At 68.4% G+C, this 21252-nt stretch carries 19 protein-coding genes; 16 read left to right on the top strand and 3 right to left on the bottom strand.

From position 1 onward, the window contains the following. Positions 1–27 precede the first annotated feature (27 nt). The 13 genes from pheS (at position 28) to C6A86_RS16545 (ending at position 13676) form a co-directional block, all read left to right on the top strand. The gene (gene pheS, locus C6A86_RS16605) at positions 28–1059 is read left to right on the top strand and encodes a phenylalanine--tRNA ligase subunit alpha (RefSeq protein ID WP_199196135.1); all 1032 of its coding nucleotides are present in this window, start codon (positions 28–30) and stop codon (positions 1057–1059) included. After that, on the top strand, positions 1059–3557 hold the full coding sequence (pheT, locus tag C6A86_RS16600) for a phenylalanine--tRNA ligase subunit beta (protein WP_105362722.1): 2499 nt from the start codon (positions 1059–1061) through the stop codon (positions 3555–3557). Before pheS ends, pheT begins: the two co-directional genes overlap by 1 nt. Positions 3558–3613: 56 nt before the next feature. Next, entirely contained in the window at positions 3614–4645 is a 1032-nt protein-coding gene (gene argC / locus C6A86_RS16595) for an N-acetyl-gamma-glutamyl-phosphate reductase (RefSeq protein ID WP_105362721.1), read from the top strand. A gap of 131 nt (positions 4646–4776) precedes the next feature. Beyond that, positions 4777–5943 carry a bifunctional glutamate N-acetyltransferase/amino-acid acetyltransferase ArgJ gene (gene argJ, locus C6A86_RS16590; RefSeq protein WP_105362720.1) on the top strand — a complete coding sequence of 389 codons (1167 nt, stop codon included), beginning with the start codon at positions 4777–4779 and terminating at the stop codon, positions 5941–5943. Next, positions 5940–6812 carry an acetylglutamate kinase gene (argB, locus tag C6A86_RS16585; protein ID WP_105362719.1) on the top strand — a complete coding sequence of 291 codons (873 nt, stop codon included), beginning with the start codon at positions 5940–5942 and terminating at the stop codon, positions 6810–6812. Before argJ ends, argB begins: the two co-directional genes overlap by 4 nt. Next, positions 6809–7975 carry an acetylornithine transaminase gene (locus tag C6A86_RS16580; protein ID WP_105362718.1) on the top strand — a complete coding sequence of 389 codons (1167 nt, stop codon included), beginning with the start codon at positions 6809–6811 and terminating at the stop codon, positions 7973–7975. The genes argB and C6A86_RS16580 overlap by 4 nt, the downstream gene beginning before the upstream one ends. Beyond that, positions 7972–8922: an ornithine carbamoyltransferase gene (gene argF / locus C6A86_RS16575; protein ID WP_105362717.1), complete on the top strand. Its 951-nt coding sequence runs from the start codon at positions 7972–7974 to the stop codon at positions 8920–8922. The genes C6A86_RS16580 and argF overlap by 4 nt, the downstream gene beginning before the upstream one ends. Next, entirely contained in the window at positions 8901–9395 is a 495-nt protein-coding gene (locus C6A86_RS16570) for an arginine repressor (protein ID WP_199196136.1), read from the top strand. The genes argF and C6A86_RS16570 overlap by 22 nt, the downstream gene beginning before the upstream one ends. Before the next feature lie 27 nt (positions 9396–9422). Beyond that, a complete protein-coding gene (locus C6A86_RS16565) occupies positions 9423–10622 on the top strand; it encodes an argininosuccinate synthase (protein ID WP_105362715.1) in 1200 nt (399 codons plus the stop codon). Next, complete coding sequence (gene argH / locus C6A86_RS16560; RefSeq protein WP_311100789.1) at positions 10619–12028, top strand: argininosuccinate lyase; 1410 nt, start codon at positions 10619–10621, stop codon at positions 12026–12028. Before C6A86_RS16565 ends, argH begins: the two co-directional genes overlap by 4 nt. 15 nt (positions 12029–12043) lie before the next feature. Further along, positions 12044–12661 (top strand): hypothetical protein, encoded by a 618-nt coding sequence (locus C6A86_RS16555; protein WP_142406914.1) that lies wholly within the window; start codon positions 12044–12046, stop codon positions 12659–12661. Then, on the top strand, positions 12658–13224 hold the full coding sequence (locus C6A86_RS16550) for a hypothetical protein (protein WP_142406913.1): 567 nt from the start codon (positions 12658–12660) through the stop codon (positions 13222–13224). Before C6A86_RS16555 ends, C6A86_RS16550 begins: the two co-directional genes overlap by 4 nt. Then, on the top strand, positions 13221–13676 hold the full coding sequence (locus C6A86_RS16545; protein WP_105362287.1) for a hypothetical protein: 456 nt from the start codon (positions 13221–13223) through the stop codon (positions 13674–13676). The genes C6A86_RS16550 and C6A86_RS16545 overlap by 4 nt, the downstream gene beginning before the upstream one ends. Here C6A86_RS16545 and C6A86_RS16540 read toward each other — a convergent pair. Beyond that, positions 13633–14946, bottom strand: a complete 1314-nt coding sequence (locus C6A86_RS16540; protein WP_199196098.1) for a hypothetical protein — start codon at positions 14944–14946, stop codon at positions 13633–13635. The two genes, C6A86_RS16545 and C6A86_RS16540, sit on opposite strands and share 44 nt — an antisense overlap. Positions 14947–14971: 25 nt before the next feature. Continuing rightward, positions 14972–16765: an ABC-F family ATP-binding cassette domain-containing protein gene (locus tag C6A86_RS16535; RefSeq protein ID WP_105362286.1), complete on the bottom strand. Its 1794-nt coding sequence runs from the start codon at positions 16763–16765 to the stop codon at positions 14972–14974. Positions 16766–16885: 120 nt separating this feature from the next. Between C6A86_RS16535 and C6A86_RS16530 the strand changes: the two genes are divergently transcribed. The 3 genes from C6A86_RS16530 (at position 16886) to C6A86_RS16520 (ending at position 20655) form a co-directional block, all read left to right on the top strand. Then, positions 16886–19855, top strand: a complete 2970-nt coding sequence (locus C6A86_RS16530; protein WP_105362285.1) for an acyl-CoA synthetase — start codon at positions 16886–16888, stop codon at positions 19853–19855. A gap of 73 nt (positions 19856–19928) precedes the next feature. Then, on the top strand, positions 19929–20426 hold the full coding sequence (locus C6A86_RS16525; protein ID WP_142406912.1) for a hypothetical protein: 498 nt from the start codon (positions 19929–19931) through the stop codon (positions 20424–20426). A gap of 10 nt (positions 20427–20436) precedes the next feature. Then, on the top strand, positions 20437–20655 hold the full coding sequence (locus C6A86_RS16520; RefSeq protein WP_105362283.1) for a Trm112 family protein: 219 nt from the start codon (positions 20437–20439) through the stop codon (positions 20653–20655). On the opposite strand, the gene C6A86_RS16515 is transcribed toward C6A86_RS16520, so the two are convergent. Then, entirely contained in the window at positions 20627–21241 is a 615-nt protein-coding gene (locus tag C6A86_RS16515; RefSeq protein ID WP_105362292.1) for a TetR family transcriptional regulator, read from the bottom strand. The two genes, C6A86_RS16520 and C6A86_RS16515, sit on opposite strands and share 29 nt — an antisense overlap. Positions 21242–21252: the final 11 nt, after the last annotated feature.

The raw sequence follows: 21252 nt of genomic DNA, 5'->3' as shown, positions 1-21252 counted from the left end.
CATCCGGGCATCACCTATGATCGCCGGGTGGCGGAGCTCTCAGAAGAAGGCCTGATCAACGCGGTGAGCGCGGCCCGGCAGGCCTTCGAAGCGGCCGCCGACCTGGATGCGCTGGCCCGGGCCAAGACCGAACATCTCGGTGATCGATCCCCGATCGCGTTGGCGCGTCAGGCGCTGGGATCGCTGCCCAAGACCGAGCGTGCCGATGCCGGCAAGCGGGTCAACGTCGCCCGCACCGAGGCCCAGCAGGCCTATGACGAGCGGCTGGCGGCGCTGCGCGTCGAACGCGACGCGGCGGTGCTGGTGGCCGAGCGCATCGACGTGACGCTGCCGTCGTCCCGGCAGCCGATCGGTGCCCGCCATCCCATCACCCTGCTGACCGAGCGCATCGCCGACACCTTCGTCGCGATGGGCTGGGAGCTGGCCGAGGGACCCGAGGTCGAGACGGAGCAGTTCAACTTCGATGCACTCAACTTTCCGCCGGATCACCCGGCGCGCAGTGAACAGGACACCTTTCAGATCGCGCCGGACGGCTCGCGACAGGTGCTGCGCACCCACACCTCACCCGTGCAGATCCGGGCGCTGCTGGAACGTGAACTGCCGGTGTACATCATCTCGCTGGGCCGCACCTTCCGCACCGATGAACTCGACGCCACCCACACGCCGGTCTTCCACCAGGTGGAAGGCCTCGCCGTGGACAAGGGGCTGACGATGGCCAACCTGCGCGGCACGCTGGATGCCTTGGCCCGCGCCGAATTCGGGCCCGCGGGCCGCACCCGGTTCCGGCCGCACTTCTTCCCGTTCACCGAGCCGTCCGCCGAGGTGGACGTGTGGTTCGAGAACAAGAAGGGTGGACCCGGCTGGGTCGAGTGGGGCGGTTGCGGCATGGTCAATCCGAATGTGCTGCGCGCCTGCGGAATCGATCCTCACCTGTACTCGGGCTTCGCGTTCGGGATGGGCCTGGAGCGCACCCTGCAGTTCCGCAATGGCATTCCCGACATGCGGGACATGGTCGAGGGTGACGTGCGGTTCTCCCTGCCGTTCGGGGTGGGTGCCTGATGCGCGTTCCCTACAGCTGGCTGCGGGACACCGTCCGGGCCGGCACGCCGGGCTGGGACATGTCGGTCTCCGACCTCGAGCAGATCTTCATCCGCATCGGCCACGAGGTCGAAGAGATCATCCCGGTCGGACCGGTCACCGGTCCGCTGACCGTCGGCCGGGTCGCCGAGATCGAGGAACTCACCGAGTTCAAGAAGCCCATCCGGGCCTGCAAGGTCGACGTCGGCGAATCCGAGGCCCGCGATATCGTCTGCGGTGCCACCAACTTCGCCGTCGGAGATCTGGTGGTGGTCGCCTTACCGGGCACCGTCCTGCCCGGTGATTTCACGATCGCCAAGCGCAAGACCTACGGGCGGACCTCCGACGGGATGATCTGCTCGGCATCCGAACTCAACCTCGGTGGCGACCACTCCGGGATCCTGGTGCTGCCGCCGGGTACCGCCGAACCGGGTGCCTCGGCCATCGATGTGGTGGGTCTCGACGATGTGGTGTTCCATCTGGCGATCACCCCGGACCGTGGCTACTGCCTGTCGATGCGCGGGATGGCGCGTGAGATCGCCTGTGCCACCGACCTGGAATTCGTCGACCCGGCCGATGTGGCGCCGTTGCCCGCCGAGGGCGAGGCCTGGCCGCTGACCGTGCAGCCCGGCACCGGTGTGCAGCGCTTCGGGCTGCGTCCGGTGAGCGGTATCGATCCGTCCGCGGTATCGCCGTGGTGGCTGCAGCGTCGACTGCTGCTGTCCGGTATCCGCGCCATCTCACCGGCTGTCGATGTCACCAACTACGTGATGCTCGAGCTCGGTCACCCCATGCACGCGCACGACCGGTCGCTGATCACCGGTGCGTTCACCGTGCGGTTCGCCGAGGCGGGGGAGAAGGTCACCACACTCGACGATGTCACCCGCACCCTCAACGACGGCGATGTGCTGATCGTCGACGATGTCGCGACGGCGGCGATCGGCGGTGTGATGGGTGCCGGCACCACCGAGGTGCGCGACACCACCACCGACGTGCTGTTGGAGGCCGCGGTGTGGGATCCGGCCGCGGTGTCGCGCACCCAGCGCAGGCTGCGGCTGGCCAGTGAGGCCGGACGCCGCTATGAACGCACGGTCGACCCGGCGATCTCGGTGGCCGCCCTGGACCGCTGTGCCACGCTGCTCGCCGAGATCGCCGGTGGCACCGTCGATCCCACGCTCACCGACTGGCGGGGTGACCCGCCGCGTGAGAACTGGTCGCCCGCGGCGGTCAGCATGCCGGTGGATCTGCCGGACCGGGTGGCGGGCGTGACCTACCCGGCCGGTGTCGCGGCGCGACGGCTCGCCCAGATCGGCGCCGAGGTGACCGAGGACTCCGAAGGTGATCACCACCAGATCACCGCTGTGCCACCGAGTTGGCGCACCGATCTTCGCGAACCTGCCGATCTGGTCGAAGAGGTGCTGCGGCTTGAGGGCCTGGACGCCATTCCCTCGGTGCTGCCGCTGGCGCCTCCGGGGCGTGGACTGACACCGGTGCAGAAACGTCGTCGCGCACTCGGGAAGTCGTTGGCGCTCAACGGCTATGTCGAGGTGCTCCCGACTCCGTTCCTGCCGGCCGGTGTGTTCGACACTTGGGGGCTGCCCGCCGATGACCCGCGTCGCTCCGTGGTCACGGTGCTCAACCCGCTGGAGGCCGACCGGCCGCATCTGGCCAGCACCCTGCTGCCGGGGCTGTTGGAGTCGTTGTTGCGCAATGTTTCTCGCGGCGCGGTCGATACTGCGCTGTTTGCCATCTCGCATGTGGCGCTCAAGACTTCGGACACCCGGGCGGTGGAGCGTATCCCGACCGACCGCCGTCCCACCGCCGAGGAGATCGCCGGACTGGACGGCTCGCTGCCGAGTCAGCCCGAGCATGTCGCAGTGGTCCTGACCGGTCTGCGCGAACCCGCCGGGCCGTGGGGCGCGGGCCGGCCGGTGCAGGCCGCCGATGCCTTCGAGGCCGTCCAGGTGATCGGGCGCGCGGCCGGGGTGGAGTTCACCCTGCGCGCCGCGCAGGAACTGCCGTGGCATCCGGGTCGGTGCGCCGAGGTCCTCATCGGCGACCTGACGATCGGCTACGCCGGACAGTTGCATCCCGCCGTCATCGAACGGGCGGGTCTGCCCGCCGGCACCTGCGCGGTGGAACTGAACCTCGACGCCATCCCGATCACCGAACGCCTGCCCGCGCCCGCGGTCTCGCCGTTCCCGGCGGTGTTCCAGGACATCAGCCTCGTCGTTGCCGAGGACGTCGCCGCCGCCGCGGTGGTCGAGGCGGTGCGCGACGGCGCCGGTGAGCTACTGGAGGATGTGCGGTTGTTCGACGTGTACACCGGCCCGCAGATCGGGGACGGGCGCAAGTCGCTGACCCTGGCCCTGCGGTTCCGGGCCGCCGACCGGACGCTGACCGAGGACGAGGCGAGCGCTTCTCGCGAGGCCGCGGTGGCCGCCGCCGCCGAACGGGTGGGAGCGGTTCAGCGCGCCTGAGATCGGCCGCCTAATGGGTTTGCACTTGGCTGCATAACAATGCAAGGATTGGGTGTATGACCTCCGTAGCCGTCGCCGGTGCCAGTGGGTATGCCGGCGGAGAGATCCTGCGCCTACTGCTCGGCCACCCGGCCTACGCGGACGGGCGCCTGACCATCGGGGCACTCACCGCCGCCGCCAGCGCGGGCAGCAGCCTCGGCGAGCATCACCCACACCTGCTGCCGCTGGCCGACCGGATCCTGCAGCCCACCGACGCCGCCCTGCTGGAAGGCCATGACGTCGTCTTCCTCGGTCTGCCGCACGGGCATTCCGCGGAACTCGCCGCGCAACTCGGTGACACCGTCATCATCGACTGCGGCGCCGACTTCCGGTTGACCGACGCCGCCGACTGGGAAAAGTTCTACGGCAGCGCGCACGCCGGTACCTGGCCCTACGGACTGCCCGAGTTGCCCGGCGGTCGGGAGGCCCTCACGGGTGCCACCCGCATCGCGGTACCCGGCTGCTACCCGACCTCTGCGCTGCTGGCCCTGCTGCCCGCCGTCGCCGCCGATCTGGTGGAACCGAACGTGACCGTGGTCGCCGTCAGCGGCACCTCCGGCGCGGGTAAGTCGGCCAAGGTCGATCTGCTGGGCGCCGAGGTCATCGGATCGGCTCGGGCGTACAACATCGCGGGCAGGCACCGGCACACCCCGGAGATCGCGCAGGGGCTGCGCAAGCTCACCGACAAGAAGGTGACCGTCTCGTTCACGCCGGTGCTCATCCCCACCTCTCGGGGCATCCTGGCCACCTGCACGGCGCCGACTTCGGCCTCCGAAGGCGAAATCCGCGCCGCCTACGAGAAGGCCTACGCCGCAGAGCCGTTCATTCACCTGCTGCCCGAAGGTCAATTGCCCAAGACCGGATCGGTCATCGGGAGCAATGCCGCACAGGTGGCGGTGGCCGTCGACGAGGAGGCCGGTGTGCTGGTCGCGATCTGTGCCATCGACAATCTGACGAAGGGCACCGGCGGTGCTGCGGTGCAGTCGATGAACCTGGCCCTGGGCTGGCCCGAAACCGAAGGACTGTCGACCGTGGGAGTGGCGCCGTGATCTCGGAGGGCAGGAGCGAAGCGACCCGGGAAGTAGTTCCGGAGGGCAGGAGCGAAGCGACCCGGGAAGTAGTTCCGGAGGGCAGGAGCGAAGCGGACCATCCGACCCCGAAGCTCGTTCGGACTCAGGGCGTGACCGCGCCCGCCGGTTTCCGCGCCACCGGGATCCGGGCCGGTATCAAGGCATCCGGGAACCTGGACCTGGCGCTGGTGTTCAACGAGGGCCCCGACCACCACGCCGCGGGTGTGTTCACCCGCAACCAGATCAAGGCCGCCCCCGTGCTGTGGTCGCAGCAGGTGCTGACCACCGGCCGTTTGCGGGCGGTCATCCTGAACTCCGGTGGCGCCAACGCCTGCACCGGACCGCTGGGCTTCCAGGACGCCCACGCCACCGCCGAGGCGCTCGCCGCGGCGCTGAGCGACTGGGGCACCGAGACCGGCGCCATCGAGGTCGCGGTCTGCTCCACCGGGCTGATCGGCGACCGGCTGCCCATGGACAAGGTGCTGGCCGGGGTCACCGAGATCGTGCACGAGATGGCCGGCGGGCTGACCGGCGGAGAAGAAGCCGCCCGGGCCATCATGACCACCGACACCGTGCCCAAACAGGTTGCGCTGCACGCCGACAGCTGGACGGTCGGCGGGATGGCCAAGGGCGCCGGAATGCTCGCGCCCTCGCTGGCCACCATGCTGGTGGTCCTCACCACCGACGCCGTCGCCGATTCCGCCGCGCTGGACACCGCACTGCGGCGGGCCACCGGTCGTACCTTCGACCGCCTCGACATCGACGGCAGCTGCTCGACCAATGACACCGTGCTGCTGCTGGCCTCCGGTGCCAGCGAGGTCACACCCACCCAGGAGGAGCTGGACGCGGCGGTGCTGGCCGTCTGCGATGACCTCTGCGCGCAGCTGCAGGCCGATGCCGAGGGTGTCACCAAGCGGATCTCCATCACCGTCGCCGGCGCCGCCACCGAGGACGAGGCGCTCATCGCCGCCCGGGCGGTGGCCCGCGACAGCCTGGTCAAGACCGCGCTGTTCGGCTCCGACCCCAACTGGGGCCGCGTGCTGGCCGCCGTCGGGATCGCTCCGGTGGCGCTGGACCCACAGCGAATCAGCGTGTCGTTCAACGGCTCACCGGTGTGCGTCGACGGTACCGGCGCTCCTGGCGCCCGCGAGGTCGACCTGTCCGGCGCCGAGATCGAGGTGCTGATCGAGCTGTTCGCCGGCGACGCGACCGCGTCCGTCAGGACCACCGATCTGTCGCACGCGTACGTCGAAGAGAACTCGGCGTACAGCTCATGACACCCACCACCACCAAGGCGGCGGTCCTGGCCGGGGCACTACCGTGGCTCAAGCAACTGCACGGCAAGATCGTGGTGGTCAAGTACGGCGGAAACGCCATGACCGATGACACGCTGAAGGCCGCCTTCGCCGAAGACATGGTGTTCCTGCGCAACTGCGGTATCCGGCCCGTCGTCGTGCATGGGGGCGGCCCGCAGATCAGCGCGATGCTCAAGAAGCTCGGCATCGCAGGCGATTTCAAGGGCGGCTTCCGTGTCACCACGCCCGAGGTGCTCGACGTGGCGCGGATGGTGCTGTTCGGCCAGGTCGGCCGGGAGCTGGTCGGGCTGATCAACGCGCACGGCCCGTACGCAGTCGGCGTCACCGGTGAGGATGCGCAGCTGTTCACCGCGGTGCGGCGCAGCGTCACCGTCGACGGAGTGGCCACCGATATCGGCCTGGTCGGCGACGTCGAGCACGTCAACGCCGGGTCACTGCTGGATCTCATTGCCGCGGGCCGTATCCCGGTGGTCTCCACCATCGCCCCGGACGTCGACGGGGTGGTGCACAACATCAACGCCGATACCGCCGCCGCCGCTCTGGCCGAAGCGCTCGGCGCCGAGAAGCTGCTGATGCTCACCGATGTCGAGGGGCTCTACACCGACTGGCCGGACCGCACGTCGCTGGTCAGCGAGATCGACAGTGCCGCACTGATCGAGCTGCTGCCGAAGCTGGAATCCGGCATGGTCCCCAAGATCGAGGCCTGCCTGCGCGCGGTCGACGGCGGGGTCCCGAGTGCTCACGTCATCGACGGCCGCGTCGAACACTGTGTGCTGGTCGAACTTTTCACCGATGAAGGGACCGGAACGAAAGTGGTGCCCACCTCATGAGTCTGCAGACACGGTGGGAAGCCGTGATGATGAACAACTACGGTACCCCGCCGCTGGCCCTGGCCACCGGTGACGGTGCGGTGGTCACCGACACCGACGGCAAGCGCTACCTGGATCTGCTCGGCGGTATCGCCGTCAACCTGCTCGGGCACCGTCACCCTGCCGTCATCGAGGCCGTCACCACCCAGCTCAACACCCTCGGTCACACCTCGAATCTGTATGCCACCGAACCGGGTATCGCCCTGGCCGAAAAGCTCGTCGATCACCTCGGCCATCCCGCGCGGGCCTTCTTCTGCAACTCCGGCACCGAGGCCAACGAGGTCGCGTTCAAGATCAGCCGGCTCACCGGGCGCACGAAAATCGTTGCCGCCGAAGGTGGATTCCACGGCCGCACGATGGGATCGCTGGCATTGACCGGCCAGCCGGCCAAACGGGCACCCTTCGAGCCGCTGCCCGGTGAGGTGACCTTCGTGCCCTACGGCAACGCCGAGGCCCTCCAAGCCGCCGTCACCGATGAGACCGCCGCGGTCTTCCTGGAGCCGATCATGGGGGAGGGCGGCGTCGTCGTGCCCCCGCCGGGCTACCTGGCCAGGGCGCGCGAGATCACCGCGGCGCACGGCGCGCTGCTGGTCCTCGACGAGGTGCAGACCGGCGTGGGGCGCACCGGAGCCTTCTATGCCCACCAGCACGACGGCATCACCCCCGATATCGTCACCCTGGCCAAGGGTTTGGGTGGCGGTCTGCCGATCGGGGCCTGTCTGGCCGTCGGTGCCACCGCCGATCTGCTCACCCCGGGCCTGCACGGCAGCACCTTCGGGGGTAACCCGGTGTGTACGGCGGCCGCGCTGGCCGTGCTCACGACACTGGCCGGCGAGGATCTCGTCGCGAAGGCCGGTGTGCTGGGCAAGACGATCAGCCACGGCGTCGAGGAACTGCACCATCCGCTGGTCAGCCACGTCCGGGGCAAGGGCCTGCTGCAGGGCATCGTGCTGACCGCCGAGAAGGCCAAAGCCGTCGAGGCCGCCGCGCGGGAGGCCGGGTTCCTGGTCAACGCCGCCGCGGCAGACGTGATCAGGCTGGCCCCGCCGCTGATCATCACCGACACCCAGATCGACGAATTCCTCACCGCGCTGCCCGCGGTGCTCGACAAGGGAGCGCTATGACCACGACAAAGAGGGCGCCCAGGCACTTTCTGCGCGACGACGACCTGACACCCGATGAGCAGGCCGAGGTACTGGCGCTGGCCGCCGCCCTGAAGACGGCGCCGTTCAGCCGCCGGCCCCTGGAGGGCCCGCGGGGTGTCGCGGTGATCTTCGAGAAGAACTCGACGCGCACCCGGTTCTCCTTCGAGATGGGGATCGCCCAACTCGGCGGGCACGCCGTCGTCGTCGACGGGCGCAGCACCCAGCTGGGCCGCGAGGAGACCCTCGAGGACACCGGGGCCGTACTGTCGCGCTACGTCGACGCCATCGTCTGGCGCACCTTCGCTCAGGAACGGTTGACCGCCATGGGATCCGGGTCGACGGTGCCCATCGTCAACGCGCTCTCCGACGAGTTCCACCCGTGCCAGGTGCTGGCCGATCTGCAGACCCTCGCCGAGCGCAAGGGGGGAATATCGGGTCTGAAAGGGCTGAAGCTGACCTACTTCGGTGACGGCGCCAACAACATGGCGCACTCGCTGATGCTGGGTGGGGTGACCGCCGGGATCGACGTCACCATCGCCGCACCCGCCGGTTTCGAACCACACCCGCAGTTCGTCGATGCCGCCCGACGCCGCGCCGCCGAAACCGGGGCGACGGTCACACTCGCGCACGACGCCAGAGCCGCCGCCGAGGGCGTCGACGTGCTGGTCACCGACACCTGGACCTCGATGGGGCAGGAAAACGACGGTCTGGACCGGGTGCGCCCGTTCCGCCCGTTCCAGCTCAACGCCGAGCTGCTGAGCCTGGCAGATCCGGAAGCAGTTGTGCTGCACTGCCTTCCGGCGCATCGCGGGCACGAGATCACCGACGAGGTGATCGACGGCCCGCAGAGCGCGGTGTTCGACGAGGCCGAGAACCGGCTGCACGCGCAGAAAGCGCTACTGGTCTGGTTGCTGGAGAACTCGTGAGTTCACCCACCCGGGTCGGCCGTCAGGCCCGCATCATCACCCTGCTCTCCGCGAACGCGGTGAGCAGTCAGGGTGAGCTGGCCGCGATGCTCGCGAGTGAGGGCATCGAGGTCACCCAGGCCACGCTGTCGCGGGACCTGGAGGAGCTCGGCGCGGTGAAACTGCGCGGCGCCGACGGTGGCGTCGGCGTCTACGTCGTCCCCGAGGACGGCAGCCCGGTGCGCGGTGTGTCCGGCGGCACCGAACGGGTGACCAAGCTGCTCGGTGAGCTGCTGGTGTCCACCGATGCCAGCGCGAACATCGCCGTGCTGCGCACACCGCCGGGGGCGGCGCACTATCTGGCGAGCGCCATCGATCGGGCATCGTTGCCCCAGGTTGTCGGCACCATCGCCGGTGATGACACCATCTTCGTGATGGCGCGTGAGCCGATGACCGGTGCCGAGCTCGCGATCATGTTCGAAAACTTGAAGTGAAGCAGTTCTACACAAGGGAGATTTTGCATGTCCGAGCGCGTCATCCTGGCGTATTCCGGCGGTCTGGACACCTCGGTCGCGATCAGCTGGATCGGCAAGGAGACCGGGCGTGAGGTGGTGGCCGTGGCCATCGACCTCGGCCAGGGTGGTGAAGACATGGAGGTCGTCCGGCAGCGAGCTCTGGATTGCGGCGCCGTCGAAGCCGTCGTGGTCGACGCACGCGACGAGTTCGCCGACGAGTACTGCCTGCCGACCATCCAGTCGAACGCGCTCTACATGGACCGCTACCCGCTGGTGTCGGCGATCAGCCGGCCGCTGATCGTCAAGCATCTGGTGGCCGCCGCCCGTGAGCACAAGGGCGGCACCGTGGCGCACGGCTGCACCGGCAAGGGCAACGATCAGGTCCGCTTCGAGGTCGGGTTCGCGTCGCTGGCGCCCGAACTGAAGGTGCTGGCCCCGGTGCGTGACTACGCGTGGACCCGGGAGAAAGCCATCGCCTTCGCCGAGGAGAACGCCATCCCGATCAACGTCACCAAGCGGTCGCCGTTCTCGATCGACCAGAACGTCTGGGGCCGCGCGGTGGAAACCGGCTTCCTGGAGCACCTCTGGAACGCGCCCACCAAGGACGTCTACGACTACACCGAAGACCCCACCCTCAACTGGAGCACCCCCGATGAGGTCATCGTCGGCTTCGAGAAGGGTGTGCCGACCTCCATCGACGGCCGGCCCGTCACGGTGCTGCAGGCCATCGAGGAGCTCAACCGGCGTGCCGGTGCCCAGGGTGTCGGCCGGCTAGACGTCGTCGAGGACCGCCTCGTCGGTATCAAGAGCCGCGAGATCTACGAGGCGCCCGGCGCCATGGTGCTGATCACCGCGCACACCGAACTCGAGCACGTCACCCTGGAACGCGAACTCGGCCGCTACAAGCGTGGCACCGACCAGAAGTGGGGCGAGCTGGTCTATGACGGCCTCTGGTACTCGCCGCTCAAGCGCGCGCTGGAGTCCTTCGTGGCGCACACCCAGGAGCACGTGACCGGCGAGATCCGGCTGGTGCTGCACGGCGGGCACATCGCGGTCAACGGCCGGCGCAGCCCGACCTCGCTGTACGACTTCAACCTGGCCACCTACGACGAGGGCGACAGCTTCGACCAGTCCTCGGCCAAGGGTTTCGTGCACGTACACGGACTGTCCAGCAAGATCTCGGCCAAGCGCGACCTCGGGTTGTGAGCACCAACGAAGGGTCCCTGTGGGGCGGCCGGTTCGCCGACGGACCCTCGGAAGCCCTTGCCGCACTGAGCAAGTCGACGCACTTCGACTGGGTGCTGGCGCCCTACGACGTGACGGCCTCCAAGGCGCACGCCCGGGTGCTGCACCGCGCCGGTCTGCTCACCGAGGAGCAGCGTGACGGGTTGCTCGCGGGACTGGACAGCCTGGGCGACGACGTCGCCGACGGCAGCTTCGGGCCGCTGCCCACCGACGAGGACGTGCACGGCGCGCTGGAACGCGGTCTCATCGACCGGGTCGGACCGGAGCTGGGCGGGCGGCTGCGTGCGGGCCGGTCCCGCAACGACCAGGTGGCCACGCTGTTCCGGATGTGGTTGCGCGACGCCATCAAAGCCGTCGGTGCCGGCGTGCTCGACGTGGCGGCCGCCTTGAGCACCCAGGCCGCTGCGCACCCGACGGCGATCATGCCGGGCAAGACCCACCTGCAGTCCGCGCAGCCGGTGCTGCTGGCTCACCACCTGTTGGCCCATGCCCATCCGCTGCTGCGCGACGCGGACCGGTTGGTCGACCTGGACAAGCGAACCGCGGTGTCGCCGTATGGTTCCGGTGCGCTGGCAGGCTCCTCGCTGGGGCTGGATCCGGATGCCATCGCCGAGGAACTGGGCTTCCATTCGGCCGCCGAGAACTCGATCGATGCCACCGCCGCACGAGATTTCGCGGCCGAAGCGGCCTTCGTGTTCGCGATGATCGCGGTCGACCTGTCTCGGCTGGCCGAGGACATCATCCTGTGGAGCACCACCGAATTCGGCTACGTCAAGCTGCACGACGCCTGGTCGACGGGCAGTTCGATCATGCCGCAGAAGAAGAACCCGGATATCGCCGAGCTCGCACGCGGCAAGTCCGGCCGGCTGATCGGGAACCTGGCCGGCCTGCTCGCGACGCTGAAGGCGCAGCCGCTGGCCTACAACCGGGATCTGCAGGAGGACAAGGAACCCGTCTTCGACTCGGTGGCGCAGCTGCGGATGCTGCTGCCCGCGATGGCCGGGCTGGTCGGCACACTCACCTTCGACACCGATCGGATGGCGGAATTGGCGCCACAGGGCTACACGCTGGCCACCGATATCGCCGAATGGATGGTGCGCCAGGGTATTCCGTTCCGGGTTGCGCACGAGGCGGCCGGCGCGGCTGTGCAGGCGGCCGAGGCGCGCGGGATCGGGCTCGAGGAACTCGCCGACGACGAGCTCGCCGGTATCCATCCCGGACTCACCGCGCAGGTGCGTGAGGTGCTGACCATTGCCGGTTCGGTCGACTCCCGCGATGCCCGCGGAGGCACCGCGCCGATGCAGGTGGCACGCCAGCTCGGCGCATTGCGTGACGCCGCCGATGAACTACGGATCAGGCTGCGCTAGGTAGCATCTGCAGTCATGGAACCGGCTCGGGGGAGCGCCGCCACCACAACCGTTACTGCACGACTTCGTCGCTGGCTGGCGGGCTGGGGACTCAAGGAGTGGCGGCGAGCCGGACTCGTGGCCGTGCTGGTGGCCACCGCTGCCTTCGGCGGGCTGGACACGGTGAACAAGCAGGTCGTCGACATCAAGGCGGGGGAGACGTTCGATACCGGTCGGTTCGAGGTCACGGTGCAGCGCGCCACCCTGGTCGACGAGGTCCGGGCGGGCACCAAGGTGCACTATTCGAAGAAGCCCGGGCGGCGCTACCTCGGGTTGGTGGTGACGGCTCGCAATCATGGCTCGCTGCGGGGCATACTGCCCGGGCCGGTGCGGATCGTCGGCCTGTCGAACTCGTTCTCGCTGCCGCCGATGCGGATGGCAGATGGAACCCTCAGCGTGTTTGCCGGGCCAGGGTTGAACGACGAGATCGTGCTGCTCTGGGAGGTGCCGCAGGACAGCGTCGAGGTGGGGTCCGAGCTGACCGTCCACGTCCGCAAAGAGGTGCGGAGACTCAGCGCGACGTACGGTCAGGCCTGGGTATCGGGTCCGTCCAGCTACGGGCGGCTGACCATACCGGTCGGTGGTGCCCGGTGACACCAGTGGTGCGGGCGATGGCCACCGCGATGGTGATTGCGGCCGGGGCTGCTCTGTGGCAGTACCTGCCCACGCCCGACGATGTGTACGGCCCCTTCGACGTCACCGCGGGAATGGCGCAGCAGGCCGCCGGCCGCGCGATCCAGGCACAGGTCACCGGGGTGCGTACCGGTTCACGCATCCGCAAGATCCAAACCACCCCGGTGCTCGCCGAGGCGGTCGGGATATGGGTGGTCATCGACGGCGAGGCGATGGCCACGCGCACCGTCGAGGTACCGAATGTCGAGTTATCGATAGGGTCCGACATCTACGTACCCACCGACCGACTGGGGTTCCTGCCGCTGGTGGGAGCCCTGAATCCCGGTATCACCGTGCGCAGTTCGTGGATATTCGACGTGCCGGCCGCGCTGGTCGGACCGGGTGCGCCGCCGATGAGCCTACGGATCTGGGTGGGCGACGGCCGGATGGACTCCCGACTCGTCATCGAGATACCGCAGCATGACTTGCGGATAAGCCGAAGTGCCACGATCGATTTCGAACGCGCGGAGCTCACCGGCTCATGAAGGCCCCCCTCTGGAAGCGCAATGTCATCGGTGCGGTCGTGTCCGTCGCGGCCTTTGCCGTCGCCGCGGCCTTCGTGATGTGGCCGGCCTGGCAGCGCTATCAGCAGACGGTACGGCCGGCCCATGTCTCTGCGGCCGGTGACGCGATCGACGTCGACGGGCTCACCTGGTCCATCCGGAGTATCAGCCGGTCCACGATGCAGCGTGGTGCGCCGCTACCGGAGGGCACCGTCGTGGTGAACGTGCTGGTCGAGCGATCGGGAACGCCCGAGCAGGGTTTCGGTTGCTACGGGTACCTGATCGACGACGAACGATCCTGGCGAGCCGACGGCCCACCCTGCGGTGCTGCGGTGTCGATTCCGTGGACCTTCTTGGTCCCCACAGCCACCGAGCCGACGGCTGTGGACATCAGGAAACCGGACGGATCTGTTCTGATCCGCTTTCGGTTGTAGCCGCGAGAGCCTTCGCACCGGCACGCTGCAGGCACCAGGCCAGCGTCGTGGCGATCAGGCAGATGCGCAGCGGTTCGACGATCGTCTGTGAGATCAGCCCCATCAGGTCCCAGGTTGCGAACCAGTACACGATGTCGTGCGGACCCATCAGCCAGCCCATCCCGCGGAACAGGTAGCCGGACCCGATCTGTGCCCGGTAGAAACTGCCCGACATGTCCAGCCAGGCCAGCCCGAGATAGGCCACCACGTACAGCGAGATTGCGAACAGTCCTCCGGCGACGATCACGTGGCCGGAGTCGACAATCGGCTTGAACTTGCCGATCTGGCCGGTGACCTGATTACGCAGCTCGGTACGCAGCCTGCCGGGAACGCGCTGCCACCGTGAGCCCAACTGCGTCCGGGTGGGCGACGAGCGGTCGATCCAGCGGTCCACGCGCTCCCCAGCCAACCGTTTCGCTTCGGCACGCCAGTCGGCCTTCGAGGTGGCGCCGTAGACGATGCAGGCCACGGCAAGCCAGATCAACGGCACAGCGGCACCTCCGAATACGGTGCTGACTGCCCATGTCACCGCCTTCCACGACATTTCCAGCGGCTGGAAATGTGCGAAAACGCCCTCCCTGGTGTCGTTGAACCACACGATGATTCGCCGCTCGGATAGCCAGGCCGACGGATTGATCAGGAAGGTCACGCCCTTACTGGCGGACAATGTCAGGACCAGGAACACCCAGAGCGCGTCCAGGTAGACCTGGATCGGCAACAGCCACACCGGCATCCGGTCCTTGAGCCGGTTCAGCAGGAAGCGCGTCACGACGGCGACACCGATGACGACGAAGGTCACGGTGCTGACCGGCAGCATGTCAGGGTCGAGCTCGGTCGGCGACTCGGCGGTCAGTGCCGCACCCACGCGGTAGGGCACGGCGGTGTACTCGAACGCCAGCCAGTCCTCCCGGAACATCTGCCAGGCCAGGTAGATCGCGAAGAACGGCACGATGATCGTGGCGAACATGTCCACTTGGCGGGCCTTGCGCGCGGGCAGCGCAGCCAGGGTGGGAATGCCGTGCCGGATGACGAGGAACATCGCCACGTAGGAACCCAGCCGGGCCATGCCGGCCAGCGGCATGATCAGGGACGCCCACAGGTCGTTGTTGTAGCCCACCCGGGCGGCCCATTCGATCGCCCCGGTGCGCAACAGCCAGCCCACCAGATAACACGCCGCGAGCTGCGGAAAATACCGGATGCACAGCGTCACCGGTTGCAGGAGATACCGCACCGGCTCATCGTAGAGACCCCAGACCTCAGCCGAGCGACTCGGACAGCTCCAGCCACCGCTCCTCCAACGCGGTCACCTCCGCCTCGAGCTCGCGGACGCCGGCGGTCAGTGCCCTGAGCCCCTCGTAGTCACCCTGGTCGTGCTCGGCCTGGCGGCGCTGGGCGTCCTTGATCTGACCGTCCAGTTTCGTCAGTTTGCGCTCGATCGCCGAGATCTCCTTCTGCGTCGCACGCAGATCGGCCCCGGAGATCGCGTTCCCGTTCAGCGGGGCCGGGGTGAGTGCCGCGGCGCCGGTGGTCGCCTCGTGCGAGGTCCGCAACCGCAGGTACTCGTCTACCCCTCCCGGCAGGTGTCGCAGGTGCCCGCCGAGGATGCCGTACTGCTGATCGGTGACCCGCTCCAGGAAGTACCGGTCGTGGCTGACCACGATCAGGGTGCCCGGCCAGGAGTCCAGCAGATCCTCCATCGCGGCCAGCATGTCGGTGTCCAGGTCGTTGGTCGGCTCGTCGAGGATCAGCACGTTGGGCTGCCCGAGCAGGATGAGCAGCAGCTGCAGACGTCGTAACTGCCCACCGGAGAGATCCTTGATCGGCGTGGACAGCTGCGCGCTGGCGAAACCGAGACGCTCCAGCAGTTGGCCCGGGGTGAGCTCCTGCGCCTTGGAACCCGTCCCGACGGTGAAGGTGGCGGCCAGCTGACTCAGCACCACCCGCACCGGATCGTCGAGGTGATCGGCGAGCTCGTCGACGCCCTGGGTGAGGGTCGCGATCTGCACCGTCTTGCCGTGTTTGACCCGGCCCTCGGTCGGCTGCACCGAACCGTCGATGAGTCCCAGCAGCGTCGACTTGCCCGCACCGTTGACACCGAGGATGCCGGTCCGCTCGCCAGGGGCCACCCGCCACTCGACCTGCTTGAGCACCTCACGGTCGGCATAGCTCACCGACACGTCGAGCAGATCCACGACCTGCTTACCCAGCCGGGTCACCGCCAGTGACTGCAGGGCCACCTTGTCCCGGATCTCGGGGACGTCGGCGATCAGGGCGTTGGCCGCATCGATGCGGAACTTCGGCTTGGTGGTCCGGGCCGGTGCGCCGCGGCGCAACCAGGCCAGTTCCTTGCGGGCCAGATTCTGCCGGCGGGCCTCACTGGATGCGGCCTGCCGATCACGCTCGACCCGCTGCAGGATGTAGGCGGCGTACCCGCCGTCGAACGGTTCGACGATGCGGTCGTGCACCTCCCACGTCGTCGTGCACACCTCGTCGAGGAACCAGCGATCGTGGGTGATCACCAGCAGTCCGCCCGAGGACGGTGACCAACGCCGTTTCAGATGTTCGGCCAGCCAGGTGATTCCTTCGACGTCGAGATGGTTGGTCGGCTCGTCGAGCGCCAGCACGTCGTGATCACCGGCCAGCAGTTGGGCCAGCGCGACCCGGCGCCGCTGTCCACCCGACAGCGTGCCGAGCGGCGCGTCCCAGGCCAGGCCGCCCAGCAATCCGGAGATGACGTCGCGGCCGCGTGGGTCACCGGCCCACTCGTGCTCCGGTGTGTCACCGACGACGGCGTGCCCGACGGTGTCGTCGGGATCCAGGGTGTCGCCCTGGTCCAGCACGCCGACGCGGACACCGCCGCGCACGGTGACCCGCCCGGAATCGGGCGTGACGCGGCCGGCCAGCATGGCCAGCAGGCTCGACTTTCCGTCGCCGTTGCGGCCGACGATGCCGATGCGGTCACCCTCGTTCACGCCGAGGGAGACGGCATCGAAAACCACTTTGGTCGGGTATTGCAGATGTAGGGCTTCGGCCCCGAGAAGATGCGCCATGTCCCCACCAGGCTAGGCCGACCGGCGGCGCACATTCGCAGCGGCCGACCAGCAACGCTGTGCCATGATGTCGTGGCATCCGGGGGATCGGGAGTTACACAGGCAGGGGAGTACGCGTTGGTGGATTTCTCGTTGATCACCGGTCCGGTGGGCAGGTTTCTGGCCACCGCGCAGAACGGCATCGAAGTTCTGCGGTACGGCGGTCTGGAAACCGGTGCGGTCCCCTCGCCCTACCAGATCATCGAGAGTGTGCCGATGTACCGGCTGCGCCGGTACTTCCCGCCCGACATCCGGCCCGGTTCTGCCGTCCCCGGCCCTCCGGTGCTGATGGTGCACCCGATGATGATGTCGGCCGATATGTGGGACGTGACCCGCGAGGATGGCGCCGTGGGCATCCTGCACGCCGCGGGCCTGGATCCCTGGGTCATCGACTTCGGTTCGCCCGACCAGGTCGAGGGCGGCATGCAGCGCAACCTGGCCGATCATGTGGTGGCGCTCAGCGAGGCCATCGACACCGTCAAGAAGGTCACCGGCAGCGACGTCCACCTCGCCGGTTACTCCCAGGGCGGAATGTTCTGCTATCAGACCGCGGCGTACCGGCGCTCCAAGGATCTCGCCAGCATCGTCGGGTTCGGCTCGCCGGTCGACACCCTGGCCGCCCTGCCGATGGGTATCCCGCCGAACGTGGGTGCGGTCGCCGCCAACTTCATGGCCGACCACGTGTTCTCCCGTATCGACATCCCGGGCTGGCTGGCCCGCACCGGGTTCCAGATGCTCGACCCGCTCAAGACCGCGCAGGCGCGCCTGGACTTCCTGCGTCAACTGCACGACCGTGACGCGCTGCTGCCGCGTGAGCAGCAGCGCCGATTCCTCGACTCGGAGGGGTGGATCGCCTGGTCGGGCCCGGCCATCTCCGAACTGCTCAAGCAGTTCATCGCGCACAACCGGATGATGTCCGGCGGCTTCTCCATCCGCGGTGAGCTCGTCACCCTGGCCGATATCACCTGCCCGGTGCTTGCCGTGATCGGCGAGGTCGACGATATCGGCCAACCGGCGGCGGTGCGCGGTATCAAGTCCGCCGCCCCCAAGGCCGACACCTACGAATATCTGATCCGCACAGGACATTTCGGTCTCGTCGTCGGATCCAAGGCGGCCAGTCAGACCTGGCCGACGGTCGCCTCCTGGGCCAAGTGGCTCAGCGACGACGGCACGCTGCCCGAGGATGTCGCACCGATGGGCACCCACCCGTCCGAATCCGCCATCGACGCCGGTGTGGCGCTGACCTCGCGGGTCGCGCACGGTGCGGCCGCCGCTTCGGAGATGGCCTTCGATCTGGCCCGTTCGGCCGCCGGCGCGGTGGTTGCCACGAACAAGTCGGCGCGCACCCTGATCGTCGAGACGGCGCGCACCCTGCCCCGACTCGCGCGACTCGGTCAGATCAACGACCACACCCGGATCTCGCTGGGCCGCATCATGTCCGAGCAGGCCGAGGGTCACCCGGACGGTGAGTTCCTGCTGTTCGACGGTCGTGTGCACACCTACGAGGCGGTCGACCGCCGGGTCAACAACGTGGTGCGCGGGCTGATCGAAGTCGGTGTGCGCCAAGGCGTGCGGGTCGGTGTGCTGATGCAGACCCGGCCGAGCGCGTTGGTCGCGATCGCGGCGCTGTCGCGGCTCGGTGCGGTCGCTGTGCTGATGCCCCCGGACGCCGACCTCGCGGTGGCCGCGCGACTCGGCGGTGTCGCCGAGGTTCTCACCGACCCGGCGAACCTGGAGATTGCACACACCCTGGACCTGCGGGTGCTGGTGCTCGGCGGCGGCGAGTCCCGCGATCTGAATCTGGCCGACGGCATCGATGTCGTGGACATGGAGAAGATCGATCCCGACCGGGTCGAACTCCCGGGTTGGTACCGGCCAGATCCCGGTTTCGCCCGTGACGTGGCCTATGTGGCCTTCGCGACGATCAACGGCGAACTCGTCGCCCGGCAGATCACGAATTACCGGTGGGCGCTGTCGGCACTGGGCACCGCGTCGGCGGCCAACCTGGGCAACCGCGACACCGTGTACTGCCTGACCCCGCTGCATCATCCGTCCGGCCTGCTGGTGAGCCTCGGCGGCGCGGTGGTCGGCGGCGCCCGTATCGCACTGTCCCGCGGGCTGGCCCCGGACCGCTTCGTGCATGAGATCCGGCAGTACGGCGTGACGGTGGTGTCCTACACCTGGGCGATGCTCGGCGAGGTCATCGACGATCCGTCGTTCTCGCTGGCGGGCACCCACTCGGTGCGACTGTTCATCGGCGCCGGTATGCCGACCGGTCTGTGGCGCCGGGTCGTGGAGGTCTTCGCGCCGGCCACGGTCGTCGAGTTCTTTGCGACCACCGACGGTCAGGCGGTGCTCTCCAACGTGGCGGGTGTGAAGATCGGCAGCAAGGGCCGCCCGGTGCCGGGCGGACCTCAGGTCGAACTGGCCGCCTATGACGTCGACGACGACCTGATCCTGGAGGAGGATTCCGGTTTCGTGCGCCGCGCCGAGACGGGTGAGGTCGGGGTGCTCCTGGCCCGCCCGCGCGGACCGGTGGACCCGACCGCCTCGGTGAAGCGTGGCGTGTTCGCACCCGCCGACACCTGGGTGTCCACCGAGCAGCTCTTCCGCCGCGACGAGGACGGTGACTTCTGGCTCGTCGACAACCGCAGTTCGGTGATCAGGACGCCCGATGGACCGGTGTTCACCGCGGCGATCAACGACGCCGTCAGCCGGGCCGCCGCGGTCGATCTGGCGGTGACCTACCGCCTCGAGGTGCACGGAGAACCGCTGGTCGTCACGGCGGTGACGCTGCAGCCCGGCGGCAGCCTGCCCAGCGCGGAGCTCAATGAGGCCATGGGGACGTTGCCGGTGGGCATCGGGCCCGCGGTGGTCTACGTGGCGCCGGAGATGACGCTCGGGGCGACCTACCGGCCCGAGATCGGTCCGCTGCGCGCCGCCGGCGTCCCGAAGGCCTCGCGTAACACCTGGTACTTCGATACCGATAGCAAGCAGTACAAGCGCATGACGGCTGCCGTGCGCGCCGAAATCATCGGCAGTCAGCCGTGATGCCCGGCGCGGTGTGCACTGTTAGGCTCGCCGAGACGGCAAGGGAGAGGTTCAGATGACGACGGAGAACTCCGTGACCGGCACATCATTGCGGCGCTGGACGGCAGGCGCCCTCATCGGTGCGGCGGCCGTCGCGGGACTGGGCCTGGCGCCGGTGGCGTCAGCCGAACCGGACTCCTCCCAGGAACAGCCGGCCCAGCAGGTCTCCCCGGATCAGGTGCTGATGATGATCTCCGACCAGTACCAGACCGGTAGCGGTGGTGGACAGGTCTCCAAGCTCATCGAGCAGGTGATGACGCTCCGCCAGCGCGGTGTGCGGCCCTCGGCGGCCAACTCGCAGGCCCTGCTCGACGGGCTGAACGCGCGTCCCAACCAGAAGCCGCTGATCGATGCGCTGCAGTCCACGTTGTCCTACCAGCGCCGGATGATGAACCAGCAGGCCAACGCCGGCTCCGGTGCGCCCGGGCAGGGCTCGGCGGGCTCCGCTGCGCCCTGGGCGCCGGTCGCCGGCGACGACGGAAACAATGCGCTGATCCCACCCGGTTGGGGTGGGGACATGTCGCCGTGGTGACGAGCGTTCGGTGAGTCTCGACGCGAAGCTGCTCGACATCGTGGTCTGTCCCGAGGATCACGGGCCGCTGGCCTACATCCCGGGGGAGTGCCTGTACAACGCCAGACTGCGCCGCGCCTACCCCATCGTGGACGGCATCCCGGTGCTGCTCGTCGACGAAGCGGTACCCGTCGCCGACGACGCCGAGCACGAGCGGCTGCTCAGCGCAGCGCAGGCAGATCCCCGGTGAGATAACGCTGCAGGTTCGGCGCGATGGTGTCGGCGATGACCTGCGGCGCCAGCCCCGCGAACGGCTGCAGTTCCAGGATGTAGCGCACCATCACCACCCCGACCAATTGTGATGCCAAGAACTGCACCCTGATCGCGCCGGAACCGGGCGGGTTGTCCACCCGGGAGCCGATCTCGACGGTGATGACCTCCTGCAGGAACGATCGGACCAGCCCGACATCGGCCCCTGCCAACAGTGACCGCAGCGTGGCGATGAAACCCTTCCCGAGTTCGGAATCCCACAGCGGCAACAGGATCGACGGAAGCACAGTGCCGATCTGTTCGACCGGGGTCTCGCGCAGCGGACCGATCACCTGCATCGGGTCGATCGGGATCGCGATGGCGGCGGCGAACAGCTGCTGCTTGGTGCCGTAGTAGTGATGCACCAGGGCGCCGTCCACGCCGGCGCCCGCGGCGACGGCGCGGATCGACGTTTTGTCGAAACCGTTGCGCGCAAACAATTCCCGTGCGCTGTCCAGAATTCGCTGGCGGCTCTCGGAGCTGCCCGGCGGTCGCCCGGGGCGTTTGCGATCAGCGCTGCTGGTCACGTTGTCCTCTC

Origin of the sequence: Mycobacterium sp. ITM-2016-00316 (genome assembly GCF_002968335.2) — a bacterium.
Classification (GTDB): Bacteria; Actinomycetota; Actinomycetes; order Mycobacteriales; family Mycobacteriaceae; genus Mycobacterium.
Note: the sequence above shows the minus strand (reverse complement) of the source record. Positions and strands in the feature narration are given on the sequence as shown.